This window comes from Enterobacter asburiae, from assembly GCA_011754535.1.
Classification (GTDB): domain Bacteria; phylum Pseudomonadota; class Gammaproteobacteria; order Enterobacterales; family Enterobacteriaceae; genus Enterobacter; species Enterobacter cloacae_N.
Genome location: JAAQVN010000001.1, coordinates 4,725,582 through 4,740,876 on the forward strand (window position 1 = coordinate 4,725,582; position 15,295 = coordinate 4,740,876).

15 protein-coding genes are annotated in these 15,295 nt (G+C 57.2%); 13 read left to right on the top strand and 2 right to left on the bottom strand.

Translation table 11 applies throughout. From position 1 onward, the window contains the following. Nucleotides 1–167 precede the first annotated feature (167 nt). The 7 genes from priA to rraA all read left to right on the top strand — a co-directional run bounded on the left by priA (nt 168) and on the right by rraA (nt 8,127). Complete coding sequence (priA, locus tag HBM95_22355; GenBank protein NIH45638.1) at nt 168–2,363, top strand: primosomal protein N'; 2,196 nt, start codon at nt 168–170, stop codon at nt 2,361–2,363. Between the two features lie 119 nt (nt 2,364–2,482). Continuing rightward, nucleotides 2,483–3,508 (top strand): DNA-binding transcriptional regulator CytR, encoded by a 1,026-nt coding sequence (gene cytR, locus HBM95_22360; GenBank protein ID NIH45639.1) that lies wholly within the window; start codon nt 2,483–2,485, stop codon nt 3,506–3,508. A gap of 93 nt (nt 3,509–3,601) precedes the next feature. Next, nucleotides 3,602–4,591, top strand: coding sequence for a cell division protein FtsN (gene ftsN / locus HBM95_22365; protein NIH45640.1), 990 nt, complete (start codon nt 3,602–3,604; stop codon nt 4,589–4,591). 94 nt (nt 4,592–4,685) lie between these two features. Continuing rightward, entirely contained in the window at nt 4,686–5,216 is a 531-nt protein-coding gene (gene hslV / locus HBM95_22370; GenBank protein ID NIH45641.1) for an ATP-dependent protease subunit HslV, read from the top strand. A gap of 9 nt (nt 5,217–5,225) precedes the next feature. Further along, on the top strand, nt 5,226–6,560 hold the full coding sequence (hslU, locus tag HBM95_22375) for an HslU--HslV peptidase ATPase subunit (protein NIH45642.1): 1,335 nt from the start codon (nt 5,226–5,228) through the stop codon (nt 6,558–6,560). A 62-nt stretch (nt 6,561–6,622) separates the two neighbouring features. Next, the gene (gene menA, locus HBM95_22380) at nt 6,623–7,549 is read left to right on the top strand and encodes a 1,4-dihydroxy-2-naphthoate polyprenyltransferase (GenBank protein NIH45643.1); all 927 of its coding nucleotides are present in this window, start codon (nt 6,623–6,625) and stop codon (nt 7,547–7,549) included. Nucleotides 7,550–7,641: 92 nt separating this feature from the next. After that, the gene (rraA, locus tag HBM95_22385; GenBank protein ID NIH45644.1) at nt 7,642–8,127 is read left to right on the top strand and encodes a ribonuclease E activity regulator RraA; all 486 of its coding nucleotides are present in this window, start codon (nt 7,642–7,644) and stop codon (nt 8,125–8,127) included. An 81-nt stretch (nt 8,128–8,208) separates the two neighbouring features. Here rraA and zapB read toward each other — a convergent pair whose 3' ends face one another. Continuing rightward, nucleotides 8,209–8,448, bottom strand: a complete 240-nt coding sequence (gene zapB, locus HBM95_22390) for a septal ring assembly protein ZapB (protein ID NIH45645.1) — start codon at nt 8,446–8,448, stop codon at nt 8,209–8,211. Between the two features lie 398 nt (nt 8,449–8,846). On the opposite strand from zapB, the gene HBM95_22395 reads away from it, so the two are divergent. From HBM95_22395 to fpr, 4 genes are all read left to right on the top strand, one after another. After that, nucleotides 8,847–9,692, top strand: a complete 846-nt coding sequence (locus tag HBM95_22395; GenBank protein ID NIH45646.1) for an aquaporin — start codon at nt 8,847–8,849, stop codon at nt 9,690–9,692. Between the two features lie 21 nt (nt 9,693–9,713). After that, entirely contained in the window at nt 9,714–11,222 is a 1,509-nt protein-coding gene (gene glpK, locus HBM95_22400) for a glycerol kinase GlpK (protein ID NIH45647.1), read from the top strand. A 168-nt stretch (nt 11,223–11,390) separates the two neighbouring features. Then, nucleotides 11,391–12,401 (top strand): class II fructose-bisphosphatase, encoded by a 1,011-nt coding sequence (gene glpX / locus HBM95_22405; protein ID NIH45648.1) that lies wholly within the window; start codon nt 11,391–11,393, stop codon nt 12,399–12,401. A gap of 96 nt (nt 12,402–12,497) precedes the next feature. After that, nucleotides 12,498–13,244: a ferredoxin--NADP(+) reductase gene (fpr, locus tag HBM95_22410; protein ID NIH45649.1), complete on the top strand. Its 747-nt coding sequence runs from the start codon at nt 12,498–12,500 to the stop codon at nt 13,242–13,244. On the opposite strand, the gene HBM95_22415 is transcribed toward fpr, so the two are convergent. After that, nucleotides 13,245–13,664 carry a DUF805 domain-containing protein gene (locus HBM95_22415; protein NIH45650.1) on the bottom strand — a complete coding sequence of 140 codons (420 nt, stop codon included), beginning with the start codon at nt 13,662–13,664 and terminating at the stop codon, nt 13,245–13,247. It abuts the gene before it with no gap. Between the two features lie 112 nt (nt 13,665–13,776). Here HBM95_22415 and HBM95_22420 point away from each other — a divergent pair, with 112 nt between their 5' ends. Together HBM95_22420 and tpiA are read left to right on the top strand one after the other, a co-directional pair. Further along, a complete protein-coding gene (locus HBM95_22420) occupies nt 13,777–14,373 on the top strand; it encodes a YiiQ family protein (GenBank protein ID NIH45651.1) in 597 nt (198 codons plus the stop codon). A 111-nt stretch (nt 14,374–14,484) separates the two neighbouring features. Next, a complete protein-coding gene (gene tpiA, locus HBM95_22425) occupies nt 14,485–15,252 on the top strand; it encodes a triose-phosphate isomerase (protein NIH45652.1) in 768 nt (255 codons plus the stop codon). Nucleotides 15,253–15,295 lie beyond the last annotated feature (43 nt).

A 15,295-nucleotide genomic window follows, 5' to 3' on the forward strand; every position in this document is an offset into this window, starting at 1 on the left:
CAGCCCTAACGCCAGACACCACGCGATGTTGAATGTAAGTTCTTTGGCGTAAAGTACACCAAAGGCGGCGAATCATACAGAATTTAACCAACGTATGCAAACTGATCCGCACGCCGCTTTTACTAATGTGTATACTAACGCGCCACTTTTCAAGTCAGGAAGATTCGATGCCCGTCGCTCACGTTGCCCTGCCCGTTCCGCTTCCCCGCACCTTTGACTACCTGCTGCCCGACAGCATGAGTGCCAAAGCGGGCTGTCGCGTGACCGTGCCGTTTGGCAAACAGCAGCGCGTGGGGATCGTCGTCTCCGTCAGCGATAAAAGCGAATTGCCCCTCAATGAACTGAAGTCGGTCGTTGAGGTGCTGGACCTCGAGCCGGTTTTCTCCACCAGCACCTGGCGACTGCTGCTGTGGGCGGCGGATTATTATCACCATCCGATTGGCGACGTCCTCTTCCACGCCCTGCCTATTCTGCTGCGCCAGGGCAAGAGTGCCAGCCACGCCCCGATGTGGTACTGGTTTGCCACCGAACAGGGGCAGGCTGTGGACATTAACAGCCTCAAGCGCTCGCAGAAACAGCAGCAGGCGCTAGCGGCGCTGCGTCAGGGGAAAATCTGGCGGCATCAGGTCAACGAGCTTGAGGTTAGCGAAACCGCGCTACAGGCATTAAGAAAGAAAGGGCTGAGCGAGCTGGCCAGCGAAGCGCCTGCCCTTCACGACTGGCGCGACGGCTTCTCCGTCTCAGGCGATCGCCTGCGTCTGAATACCGAGCAGGCCACCGCGGTAGGCGCCATTCACAGCGCCTCGGACCATTTTTCCGCCTGGCTGCTGGCGGGCGTGACGGGTTCCGGCAAAACGGAAGTCTACCTGAGCGTACTGGAAAACGTGCTCGCGCAGGGTAAACAGGCGCTGGTGATGGTGCCGGAAATCGGCCTGACGCCGCAGACAATCGCCCGATTCCGCGAGCGCTTTAACGCGCCGGTTGAGGTGCTGCACTCGGGGCTTAACGACAGCGAGCGCCTTAGCGCCTGGCTGAAAGCGAAAAACGGCGAAGCGGCGATAGTGATCGGCACCCGCTCGTCGCTGTTTACGCCGTTTAAAAACCTTGGCGTTATCGTGATCGATGAAGAGCACGACAGCTCCTATAAACAGCAGGAAGGCTGGCGCTACCATGCCCGCGATCTGGCGGTCTACCGCGCGCACAGCGAGCAAATTCCCATTATTCTCGGCTCCGCCACGCCGGCGCTCGAAACGCTGCACAACGTGCGCCAGCGTAAATATCACATGCTGCGCCTGACGCGTCGCGCGGGGAACGCCAGTCCGGCCATTCAGCACGTGCTGGATCTCAAAGGCCAGCAGGTGCAGGCAGGGTTAGCGCCCGCATTAATTTCCCGCATGCGCCAGCATTTGCAGGCGGGGAACCAGGTGATCCTGTTCCTGAACCGTCGCGGATTCGCCCCCGCCCTGCTGTGCCACGACTGCGGCTGGATTGCAGAATGCCCGCGCTGTGACCACTACTACACCTTCCATCAGGCCCAGCGTCACCTGCGCTGCCACCACTGCGACAGCCAGCGCCCGGTGCCGCGCCAGTGCCCGTCGTGCGGATCAACGCATATCGTGCCGGTCGGTCTGGGCACGGAACAGCTTGAACAGGCACTTGGCCCCTTCTTCCCGGACGTGCCTATTTCCCGAATCGACCGGGACACTACCAGCCGCAAAGGCGCGCTGGAACAGCAGCTGGCAGAAGTGCATCGCGGCGGCGCGCGCATCCTGATTGGTACCCAGATGCTGGCCAAAGGGCACCACTTCCCGGACGTGACGCTGGTCGCCCTGCTGGACGTGGACGGCGCGCTGTTCTCGGCCGATTTCCGCTCCGCCGAGCGCTTCGCCCAGCTTTATACCCAGGTGGCAGGGCGTGCGGGACGTGCTGGCAAGCAGGGCGAGGTGGTACTGCAAACGCACCACCCTGAGCACCCGCTGCTGCAAACCCTGCTGCATAAAGGCTATGACGCCTTCGCCGAGCAGGCGTTGGCCGAGCGCCAGACCATGCAGCTGCCGCCGTGGACCAGCCACGTCATCATCCGCGCGGAAGATCATAACAACCAGCAGGCCCCGCTTTTCCTGCAACAGCTGAGGAATCTCCTGCAGGCCAGCCCGCTGGTGGATAACCAGCTGTGGATCCTGGGCCCGGTGCCGGCGCTGGCGCCGAAGCGCGGCGGACGTTTTCGCTGGCAAATTTTACTCCAGCACCCCTCGCGTATTCGCCTGCAGCACATCGTCAGCGGCACGCTGGCGCTCATCAACACCCTGCCGGAAGCGCGAAAAGTGAAGTGGGTACTGGACGTCGATCCCATCGAAGGCTGAAGACGGATCGAAAAATTTAACGCGCCTCACACTTTTTATGAAAATTCTGTAACCGATTCCATTAACTATCTGTAAAAATGGTGGTGTCCGCAGTTCGGTGTTCAGGCGAGGAGAAGACGTTGAAGTCCAGGAAAGAGGTTGCCACGGCGACCATGAAAGACGTTGCCGAGAAAGCACAAGTCTCAACAGCAACCGTGTCCCGCGCATTAATGAACCCGGATAAAGTCTCCCAGGCGACCCGTAACAAGGTTGAACAGGCGGCTCTGGAAGTGGGTTACTTCCCTCAGGCCATGGGGCGGAACGTCAAGCGCAATGAATCGCGGACCATCCTGGTGATAGTGCCGGACATTTGCGATCCCTTCTTTAGCGAGATCATTCGCGGCATCGAAGTGACGGCTGCGGAGCAGGGCTATCTGGTGCTGATTGGCGACTGCGCCCATCAGAACCAGCAGGAAAAAACCTTTATCGACCTCATTATTACCAAGCAGATTGACGGCATGCTGCTGCTTGGCTCGCGCCTGCCGTTTGATGCCAGCATCGAAGAACAGCGCAATTTACCCCCGATGGTGATGGCCAACGAGTTTGCTCCCGAGCTGGAGCTGCCGACGGTTCATATCGATAACCTGACGGCCGCGTTCAACGCGGTGAACTATCTTCAGGAGCTGGGGCATAAGCGGATTGGCTGCATTGCCGGGCCGGAAGAGATGCCGCTCTGCCACTATCGCCTGCAGGGCTATGTTCAGGCGCTGCGCCGTACCGGTGCGATTGTCGATCCGCACTACATTGCGCGCGGTGATTTTACTTTCGAAGCGGGCGGACAGGCGCTGGAGAAACTGCTGGCGCTGCCAGAACCGCCGACAGCGGTGTTCTGCCACAGCGACGTGATGGCGCTGGGGGCGCTGTCCCACGCCAAACGCCGTGGCTTACGCGTGCCGAAAGATCTGTCGATTATCGGTTTCGATAACATTTCGCTTTCAGAGTTTTGCGATCCGCCGCTCTCCACCGTGTCACAACCGCGCTATCAGATTGGCCGTGAAGCGATGCTGCTTCTGCTGGATCAGCTGCAGGGTCAAACAGTTAGCAGCGGCTCACGGTTACTGGACTGCGAGCTGATTGTTCGCGGCTCTACCCAGGCATTGACTTAAAGTAAACGCCTTTCGGACACCCTTATCTGGTCAAAGCCCCGCCGCTTAAGTAACATGGCGGGCTGACGAACGAATAAATACAGCGAAACGATAGTGGCACAACGAGATTATGTACGTCGCGGCCAGCCGGCACCTTCGCGACGCAAAAAGAGTAGTTCAAAAAGCAAGCAGCGTAATCTGCCTGCGGTCTCGCCAGCAATGGTCGCTATTGCTGCGGCGGTACTGGTGGCTTTTATTGGCGGCCTGTACTTCATTACGCACCATAAAAAAGAAGAGTCCGAGGCGCTTCAGGGCAACAAAGTGGCGGGAAATGGTCTGCCGCCGAAACCTGAAGAGCGCTGGCGCTATATTAAAGAGCTGGAAAGCCGTCAGCCTGGCGTGCGTGCGCCTACCGAGCCTTCAGCCGGTGGCGAAGTGAAAAATGCCGACCAGCTGACGGACGAGCAGCGCCAGCTGCTGGCACAAATGCAGGCCGATATGCGCCAGCAACCAACGCAGTTGAACGAAGTGCCGTGGAATGAACAGACGCCAGCACAGCGTCAGCAAACGCTGCAGCTGCAGCGTCAGCGCCAGGCACAAATTCAACAGCAGCAACAGCAGCAGCAGTGGACGCAAACCCAGCCGGTGCAGCAGCCGAAAGCGCAGCCTTACCAGCAACCGCAGCAGCAGACGCGTACGGTGCAGTCTCAGCCTGTTCAACAGCCAAAAACGCAGCCGCAAAAACAAGCGGCTCAGCCGTATCAGGATCTGCTCCAGACGCCAGCGCATACCACCGCGCAGCAGCCGAAAACGCAGCAGGCCGCGCCGGTGACCAAAGAGACCGAATCGCCGAAGCAGACGGCAGAGAAAAAAGACGAGCGCCGCTGGATGGTGCAGTGCGGTTCGTTTAAAGGCGCCGAGCAGGCAGAAACGGTGCGTGCTCAGCTGGCGTTTGAAGGATTTGATTCACGCATTACCACCAACAACGGCTGGAATCGCGTGGTGATTGGCCCGGTCAAAGGCAAAGAAAATGCCGATGGCACCATTTCGCGCCTGAAAGTGGCCGGTCATACAAACTGCATTCGACTCGCCTCCGGGGGTTGAAACCCCCAAAATCTCCCCCATCTATCATTTAATTCAGCCCTGAGCACAGGCTCAGGGCTTCTGTTTCCCGAATTTGTAACCAGGGGGTCTGCTCGTGACAACAATAGTAAGTGTACGCCGTAACGGCCATGTGGTAATCGCCGGTGATGGCCAGGCCACGCTGGGTAATACCGTCATGAAAGGCAACGTGAAGAAAGTGCGTCGTCTCTACAACGACAAAGTGATCGCCGGTTTTGCAGGCGGCACGGCGGATGCCTTCACGCTGTTTGAACTGTTTGAACGCAAACTGGAAATGCACCAGGGTCATCTGGTGAAAGCCGCCGTTGAGCTGGCGAAAGACTGGCGTACCGACCGTATGCTGCGCAAGCTCGAAGCGCTGCTGGCGGTCGCGGATGAAACCGCTTCGCTTATCATTACCGGTAACGGTGACGTGATTCAGCCGGAAAACGACCTGATTGCCATCGGCTCTGGCGGCCCTTATGCCCAGGCTGCAGCCCGCGCGCTGTTGGAAAATACCGACATGAACGCGCGTGATATCGCGGTGAAGGCGTTGGATATTGCAGGTGATATCTGCATCTATACCAACCACAACCACACCATCGAAGAATTGACCTCCAAAGCGTAAGGATCTCCCATGTCTGAAATGACCCCACGCGAAATTGTCAGCGAACTGAACAAACACATTATCGGCCAGGATAACGCCAAGCGCTCCGTGGCCATCGCGCTGCGTAACCGCTGGCGTCGTATGCAGCTTGATGAAGAGCTGCGTCACGAAGTCACGCCGAAAAACATTCTGATGATCGGCCCGACCGGCGTCGGGAAAACCGAAATCGCCCGTCGTCTGGCGAAGCTGGCGAACGCGCCGTTCATCAAAGTTGAAGCCACCAAGTTCACCGAAGTGGGCTATGTGGGTAAAGAAGTGGACTCCATCATCCGCGATCTGACCGACTCGGCGATCAAAATGGTGCGCGTCCAGGCGATTGAAAAAAACCGCTATCGCGCGGAAGAGATGGCCGAAGAGCGCATTCTCGACGTGCTGATCCCACCGGCGAAAAACAACTGGGGCCAGGCTGAACAGCAGTCTGAGCCTTCAGCCGCGCGTCAGGCGTTCCGCAAAAAACTGCGTGAAGGCCAGCTGGACGACAAAGAGATTGAGATCGATCTCGCGGCCGCGCCGATGGGCGTGGAAATCATGGCGCCTCCGGGCATGGAAGAGATGACCAGCCAGCTGCAGTCCATGTTCCAGAACCTGGGCGGCCAGAAGCAGAAAGCGCGTAAGCTGAAAATCAAAGACGCGATGAAGCTGCTGATTGAAGAAGAAGCGGCGAAGCTGGTGAACCCGGAAGAGCTGAAGCAGGACGCTATCGACGCGGTTGAGCAGCACGGCATCGTGTTCATCGACGAAATCGACAAAATTTGTAAGCGCGGCGGCAACAGTTCCGGCCCGGATGTGTCCCGCGAAGGCGTACAGCGCGACCTGCTGCCGCTGGTTGAAGGCTGCACCGTCTCCACCAAGCACGGCATGGTGAAAACGGACCACATCCTGTTTATCGCTTCCGGTGCGTTCCAGGTGGCCAGCCCGTCGGATCTAATCCCGGAACTGCAGGGTCGTCTGCCTATCCGCGTTGAGCTGCAGGCGCTGACCACTGAAGATTTCGAGCGCATCCTGACCGAGCCAAACGCCTCTGCTACCGTACAGTACAAAGCGCTGATGGCGACGGAAGGCGTGAACCTTGAGTTCACCGAGGACGGTATCAAGCGTATCGCCCAGGCCGCATGGCAGGTCAACGAAACCACCGAGAACATCGGTGCGCGTCGTCTGCACACCGTGCTGGAACGCCTGGTGGAAGATATCTCGTATGATGCGAGCGACCTCAACGGTCAAACCATTACCATTGACGCAGAATATGTGAGCAAACATCTGGATGCGTTAGTGGCAGATGAAGATCTGAGCCGTTTTATCCTATAATCGCGGTTACTGCATTCTCATCACTGTTAATGGGGGCTAAGGCCCCCATTTTTATTGGCTAAATTACTATGACTGATATCAGCCGTACTCAGGCGTGGCTCGAAAGCCTGCGCCCTAAAACGCTTCCTCTGGCCTTTGCCGCGATTATCGTCGGTACGGCGCTTGCCTGGTGGCAAGGTTATTTTGATCCGCTGGTCGCCGCGCTGGCATTGATTACCGCCGGCCTGCTGCAAATTCTCTCCAACCTCGCTAACGACTATGGTGATGCGGTGAAGGGCAGTGATAAGCCGGACCGTATCGGGCCGCTGCGCGGGATGCAGAAAGGGGTCATTACCCAGGCACAGATGAAGCGCGCGCTGATTATCACCGTGGTACTGATTTGCCTATCCGGCCTGGCACTGGTGACGGTCGCCTCGAAAACCACCAGCGATTTCATTGGCTTCCTGGTGCTGGGTCTGCTCGCCATTATCGCGGCCATCACCTACACCGTCGGCACGCGCCCTTACGGCTATATTGGCCTCGGGGATATCTCCGTGCTGGTGTTCTTCGGCTGGTTGAGCGTGATGGGGAGCTGGTACTTACAGGCGCATACGGTGATCCCTGCTCTGTTCCTTCCCGCGACCGCCTGCGGCCTGCTGGCGACGGCAGTGCTGAACATCAATAACCTGCGCGATATCGACAGCGACCGTGAGAACGGCAAGAACACACTGGCGGTGCGTCTGGGGCCAGTGAATGCGCGCCGCTATCATGCCTGCCTACTCATCGGCGCTTTGGTTTGCCTGGCGCTGTTTAACCTGATTTCTCTTCACAGTCTCTGGGGCTGGCTGTTTGTGCTTGCCGCGCCGCTGCTGGTTAAGCAGGCCCGCTTTGTGATGCGTGAACTCAGCCCGTCCGCTATGCCGCCGATGCTGGAACGTACGGTAAAAGGCGCGCTGCTGACTAACCTGTTGTTCGTCATTGGGATTGTGTTAAGCCAGACGCTCCGTTAGCTGACAAATATCAATTAACAATTGATGATTTTGCCAACAACGCATTTCGCACGATATACTGAACACATTCGCAGCAACTGAGCGTTAAACCTATGAAATACGATACCTCCGAGCTTTGTGACATCTACCAGGAAGATGTCAACGTCGTTGAACCGCTGTTCTCCAACTTTGGTGGGCGGTCGTCGTTTGGCGGTCAAATCGTCACGGTGAAATGTTTCGAGGACAACGGGTTGCTGTACGATCTGCTCGAACAGAACGGCCGTGGCCGCGTTCTGGTGGTCGACGGCGGCGGGTCCGTGCGTCGCGCACTGATTGATGCCGAACTGGCCGGCATTGCCGTCCAGAACGAGTGGGAAGGCATCGTGGTGTACGGCTCCGTGCGTCAGGTGGACGATCTCGAAGACCTGGATATTGGAATTCAGGCCATCGCGGCCATTCCGGTAGGCGCTGCGGGTGACGGCATCGGCGAAAGCGACGTTCGCGTTAACTTTGGCGGCGTGACCTTCTTCTCCGGGGACCATCTCTACGCCGATAACACCGGCATTATCCTTTCCGAAGATCCGCTGGATATTGAGTAATAAAAGAGTCAGCGTGAACCATAAAAAAAGCCGGGTGGCGGCGTCGCCTTACCCGGCCTGGTCAGTTCATCCCAATGGGAATTAAACTTCTTCCATACGTCCCAGCAGCGCCTGCAGGCGATCCTGCCAGCCGTTCTGCTGTTCGCGCAGCTGGTTGTTTTCGCGCTCCAGTTCTTCCCGGCCGTGCTGAGCGTTCTGAACTTCCTGCGCCAGGCTGTTGTTCTTCTCTTTCAGCTCTTCAATTTCCATCTGCAGCAGCGTGATGGTGTCAATCGCCTGCTGTACTTTCGATTCCAGTTTCTCAAACACTTCTAAAGACATGATCCTACCTCTCCTGAATTGCAAGGCGACGCTTTAACGTAAACGCGCACAACATATGTTCCGATTGTATGGAGCGCAGTCGCCCCTGTCCAGCGGCATGCCACGCAGATCGCGGTTTGCAACACTTTTCGGCCTCGTCCTGGTGCGTTCGCGGCATATACCTCTAAGTTGTTAACCCATTCGTTAAAGAAATGATTCAGCCCACCGTGCGCGACTGATGCAAAAACGCGCTTTATGGCGCGAAAACGCTCATTTTATTGACGAAGACCACACATTTTAATTTCGATATTTCTCGTTTTTGCTCGTTAACGATAAATTAACACTATGTCTACAGGGCATCGTGGCTGTCACGGGCGGCCACGCTAACAATAAACATCAATTTCTTCAGGATTCCGATTATGAGTCAGACATCAACCTTAAAAGGCCAGTGCATTGCCGAGTTCCTTGGTACCGGGTTGTTGATATTCTTCGGAGTGGGCTGTGTCGCTGCACTGAAAGTGGCGGGTGCCAGTTTTGGTCAGTGGGAAATCAGTATCATCTGGGGTCTGGGCGTGGCGATGGCCATCTACCTGACTGCAGGGGTTTCTGGTGCACATCTTAACCCGGCGGTGACTATCGCACTGTGGCTGTTCGCGTGCTTCGACGGACGCAAAGTTGTTCCTTTCATTATTTCTCAATTTGCCGGCGCGTTTTGCGCAGCGGCGTTAGTTTACGGGCTTTATTACAATCTTTTCATCGACTTCGAACAGACGCATCATATGGTACGCGGTAGCGTCGAAAGTCTGGATCTGGCAGGCATCTTCTCAACTTACCCTAACCCGCACATCAATTTTGTGCAGGCGTTCGCAGTTGAAATGGTGATTACCGCTATTCTGATGGGCGTTATCCTGGCGCTGACCGACGATGGAAACGGCATTCCGCGCGGCCCGCTGGCACCCCTGCTGATTGGTCTTCTGATTGCGGTGATTGGCGCATCCATGGGCCCGCTGACCGGCTTCGCGATGAATCCGGCGCGTGATATCGGACCAAAAGCGTTCGCCTTTATCGCAGGCTGGGGTGAGGTGGCATTCACGGGTGGTAAAGATATCCCTTACTTCCTGGTGCCGCTGTTTGCGCCGGTTGTTGGGGCTGCGCTGGGCGCATTTAGCTACCGCAAATTAATTGGTCGCCATTTACCGTGCGACACCTGTGTGGACGAGGAGAAGGAAACGACTTCTACCGCACAACAAAAAGCTTCGCTGTAATCTGACTACGGGACACATACCATGACCGAAAAAAAATATATCGTTGCGCTCGACCAGGGCACTACCAGCTCCCGCGCTGTCGTAATGGATCATGACGCGAACATTGTCAGCGTGTCTCAACGTGAATTTGAGCAAATTTATCCTCGTCCAGGCTGGGTAGAGCACGACCCGATGGAGATCTGGGCATCACAAAGCTCCACGCTGGTGGAAGTGCTGGCGAAAGCCGATATCAGTTCCGACGAGATTGCCGCTATCGGCATTACCAACCAGCGTGAAACCACCGTGGTCTGGGAACGCGAAACCGGTAAGCCTATTTACAACGCCATCGTCTGGCAGTGCCGCCGTACTTCAGAGATCTGCGAACAGCTGAAGCGCGACGGGATGGAAGAGTACGTGCGTAGCGCCACCGGTCTGGTGGTTGACCCGTATTTCTCCGGTACCAAAGTGAAGTGGATCCTCGATCACGTGGAAGGTTCACGCGAGCGTGCAAAACGCGGCGAGCTGCTGTTCGGGACCGTCGATACCTGGCTTATCTGGAAGATGACCCAGGGACGCGTCCACGTCACCGACTACACCAACGCCTCGCGTACCATGCTGTTCAACATCAACACCCTGGAGTGGGATGACAAGATGCTGGACGCGCTGGACATCCCGCGCGCGATGCTGCCTGAAGTGCGTAAGTCGTCTGAAGTGTACGGCCAGACCAATATCGGCGGTAAAGGCGGCACCCGTATTCCTATCGCCGGGATCGCCGGTGACCAGCAGGCGGCACTGTTCGGCCAGCTGTGCGTCAAGGAAGGGATGGCGAAGAACACCTACGGCACCGGCTGCTTTATGCTGATGAACACCGGCGAAAAAGCGGTGAAATCAGAAAACGGTCTGCTGACCACCATTGCCTGCGGCCCGCGCGGCGAAGTGAACTATGCCCTGGAAGGTGCGGTGTTTATGGCGGGCGCATCCATTCAGTGGCTGCGCGACGAGATGAAGCTGATCAGCGACGCATTTGACTCCGAGTACTTCGCGACCAAAGTGAAAGACACCAACGGCGTGTACGTGGTACCAGCGTTCACCGGTCTGGGCGCACCGTACTGGGACCCGTATGCCCGCGGCGCAATTTTCGGCCTGACGCGTGGTGTGAACTCTAACCACATCATCCGTGCCACCCTGGAATCCATCGCTTACCAGACGCGCGACGTGCTGGAAGCGATGCAGGCAGACTCTGGCATTCGTCTGCACGCCCTGCGCGTGGACGGTGGTGCGGTCGCGAATAACTTCCTGATGCAGTTCCAGTCCGACATTCTGGGCACCCGCGTTGAGCGCCCTGAAGTGCGTGAAGTAACGGCGCTGGGCGCGGCGTACCTTGCCGGTCTGGCGGTAGGCTTCTGGCAGAACCTGGACGAGCTGCAGGAGAAAGCGGTCATCGAACGCGAATTCCGCCCTGGCATCGAAACCACCGAGCGTAACTTCCGCTACAGCGGCTGGAAGAAAGCGGTGAAACGCGCCCTGGCGTGGGAAGAGCACGAAGAGTAAGACCAACTTATCCCCCCCTCACCCCGGCCCTCTCCCCAAAGGGGATTAAGTCCCCTCGCCCCTTTGGGGAGAGGGTTAGGGTGAGGGGGTTCCAACCGCACCGGTCCCTCCCCCCTCCTCACTCTGTGATAAACTTCGTGCAATTCCTTTTGATTGTACGAGTCCCTAATGAAACGTGAACTTGCTATCGAGTTTTCCCGCGTCACCGAAGCGGCCGCCCTTGCAGGCTATAAATGGCTTGGCCGTGGCGATAAAAATACCGCAGACGGCGCAGCCGTCCACGCCATGCGCATTGTGCTTAACCAGGTTAACATCGACGGCACCATCGTGATCGGCGAAGGCGAGATCGACGAAGCGCCAATGCTCTACATCGGTGAAAAAGTCGGTACCGGCAAAGGCGATGCGGTGGATATCGCGGTTGACCCGATCGAAGGCACCCGCATGACGGCGATGGGTCAGGCCAATGCGCTCGCTGTGCTCGCCGTGGGCGATAAAGGCTGCTTCCTCAACGCGCCGGATATGTACATGGAAAAGCTGATTGTCGGCCCTGGCGCGAAAGGCGCAATCGACCTTAGCCTGCCGCTGGAAGAGAACCTGCACAACATCGCCAAAGCCCTGGGTAAACCTCTTAGCGAACTCACCGTGACTATTCTGGCAAAACCGCGCCACGATGCCACCATCGCACAGATGCAAAAGCTCGGCGTGCGCGTGTTTGCCATTCCTGACGGTGACGTTGCCGCCTCGATCCTGACCTGCATGCCGGACAGCGAAGTCGACGTGCTTTATGGCATCGGCGGCGCGCCGGAAGGCGTGGTCTCTGCAGCGGTGATCCGCGCGCTGGACGGCGATATGCAGGCGCGCCTGCTGCCGCGTCATGAGGTGAAAGGCGACAGCGACGAGAACCGTCGTATCGGTGAGAACGAGCTTGCTCGCTGCGCAGCGATGGGCATCGAAGCCAATAAAGTGCTGGCGCTGAACGACATGGCCCGCAGCGATAACGTGGTCTTCTCCGCAACCGGCATCACCAAAGGCGACCTGCTGGATGGCATTACCCGCAAGGGCAACATGGCGACCACTGAAACGCTGCTGATCCGCGGTAAATCACGCACCATCCGACGCATTCAGTCTATTCACTATCTCGACCGCAAAGACCCGGACGTGCAGACGCACATTCTGTGAAACCGTTTGATCGATAGAGCTTTCCGGCCCGAAGGGGCTGGAAATGTTTCCCACAAGTACGGAAGATAGAACAGAGAAACAGCACAGGAGAAGATCATGGCGGACTGGGTAACAGGTAAAGTCACAAAGATAGAATTCTGGACCGATGCGCTATTTAGTCTCACCCTGCATGCTCCCGTTCACCCGTTTAAGGCCGGGCAATTTGCGAAGCTGGGGCTGGATGTCGACGGCGAGCGCGTGCAGCGCGCCTACTCTTACGTTAACGCGCCGGATAACCCGGATCTCGAGTTCTATCTGGTCACCGTTCCGGACGGCAAGCTCAGCCCCCGCCTCGCCGCCCTTAAGCCCGGCGACGATGTGCAAATCGTGAGCGAAGCGGCGGGTTTCTTTGTGCTCGAAGAGATCCCTGACTGTGACACGCTCTGGATGCTGGCAACCGGCACGGCTATCGGTCCCTATCTTTCCATTCTGCAATACGGCAAAGATCTGGAGCGCTTCAAAAACATCGTGCTGGTGCATGCTGCGCGCTACGCTGCAGACCTGAGCTATCTGCCGCAAATGCAGGCGCTGGAACAGCAGTACGGTGGGAAGTTAAAGATTCAGACTGTGGTCAGCCGTGAAACCGTAGCAGGAACGCTTACCGGTCGCGTGCCGGCGCTAATCGAGAGTGGAGCCCTGGAAGACGCAGTGGGTTTACCAATGACGGCCGAAACCAGCCACGTCATGCTGTGCGGTAACCCGCAGATGGTGCGGGACACGCAGCAACTTCTGAAGGATACCCGGCAGATGACGAAACATCTTCGCCGCCGACCGGGCCATATGACCGCTGAACACTACTGGTGATCAGCGGTATTTCACCTCGACGGTGTCTTTACCGTATTTGTTTTCGCTCTGGGTGCCGATAAACGCGCCCAGATCGACAATCATCATCACGAAGATGACCGACGGCAGCAGTCTGCCCACGACCCACGGAAGGATGGATGGGAGCATCGCCCAGTTTCCTGCCACCAGCATCCACGCCAGAATAATCAGAAACGCCCATGCGCCGGAGCGGCCGCGATCGTGCAGGCGTTTCACCACGACGGCCGCCGTTGGCCATAGCAGGCAGACCAGCGCAAATGCCGCCGTTTGCGTGCTCAGCCAGGCGTTGTAAGCGACGAAAAACAGAAGCAGCATGGCGACAACCCACGTCACCATCCAGACCCAGAAATCACGGCGTCCAATACGCCCTTTGAATGAAAACAGCCACTGCTGTATGGTCATGTAAGGTTCCTTATTATCGTTTAGCCCGCATTTTACCCTGGAGTTGTGACCTTTTGACAAGCCGACCAGATATCGTTTTAATCATGAGCACTTACGGCCAGGTGCAATGTTGATGAAAAATTCGGCACATTCTCTTTTCCTGTGTTTAGCGATGCTCAGCGCGGGTTTTCCGCTGCACGCCGCCGACACCGCGGCCCCCACCACTGCGCCGTATTTGCTGGCAGGCGCGCCGTCTTTCGATCAATCCATCAGCCAGTTTCGCGAAGCCTTCAATCAGGCCAACCCAGCGCTGCCGCTGGATGAATTTCGCGCCATTGATAGCTCCCGCGATACCCCAACCCTGACCCGTGCAGCGAGCAAGATTAACGAGAATTTGTATGCTTCCACGGCGCTGGAGCGCGGTACGTTAAAAATCAAAAGCATGCAAATCACCTGGCTGCCAATTCAGGGGCCAGAGCAGAAAGCCGCTAAATCGAAGGCGCTTGATTACATGAGCGCGGTGCTGCAGGCGTTTACGCCTGCGCTGACGAAAAAGCAAAGCCAGCAAAAGCTGCAAAAACTGCTGGCCGCCGGTAAAAACAAGCGGTACTACGCCACAACCGAAGGCGCGATCCGCTATGTGGTGGCGGATAACGGCGAAAAAGGACTGACCTTCGCCGTTGAACCGATTAAGCTGGCGCTATCTGACACCCTTGGCGGGGCGAATTAATGACAAAAAGCAAAGCCTTTCGAGGGAAAATCTCTATACTGATTCACAGACCATGCTGCCCGACCGGGCGGCCATATTCCTTAATTCGCTTATTTAGCGTGGAGAATTGAAATGCGACATCCTTTAGTGATGGGTAACTGGAAACTGAACGGCAGCCGCCACATGGTAAACGAACTGGTTGCGAACCTGCGTAAAGAGCTGGCTGGCGTGACCGGCTGCGCGGTTGCTATCGCTCCGCCGGATATGTACCTCGATCTGGCTAAACGTGCCGCTGACGGCAGCCACATCGTGCTGGGCGCGCAGAACGTTGACGTTAACCTGTCTGGCGCGTTCACCGGTGAAACTTCCGCTGAAATGCTGAAAGATATCGGCGCGAAATACATCATCATCGGCCACTCCGAGCGTCGCACTTACCACAAAGAATCTGACGAGTTCATCGCGAAGAAATTCGCCGTGCTGAAAGAGCAGGGTCTGATCCCAGTTCTGTGCATCGGTGAAACCGAAGCGGAAAACGAAGCGGGCAAAACCGAAGAAGTGTGCGCACGTCAGATCGACGCCGTACTGAAAACTCAGGGCGCGGCAGCTTTCGAAGGCGCGGTTATCGCTTACGAGCCAGTCTGGGCGATCGGTACCGGCAAATCTGCAACCCCTGCGCAGGCTCAGGCGGTGCACAAATTCATTCGTGACCACATTGCTAAAGCCGACGCGAAAGTCGCTGAGCAAGTGATCATCCAGTACGGCGGCTCCGTAAACGCCTCCAACGCTGCTGAGCTGTTCACCCAGCCAGACATCGATGGCGCGCTGGTTGGCGGTGCATCCCTGAAAGCTGACGCTTTCGCGGTGATCGTTAAAGCGGCAGAAGCGGCTAAACAGGCGTAATGGCCTTTGTGGCGGGTGGCGCTTGCGCTTACCCACCGCTCTT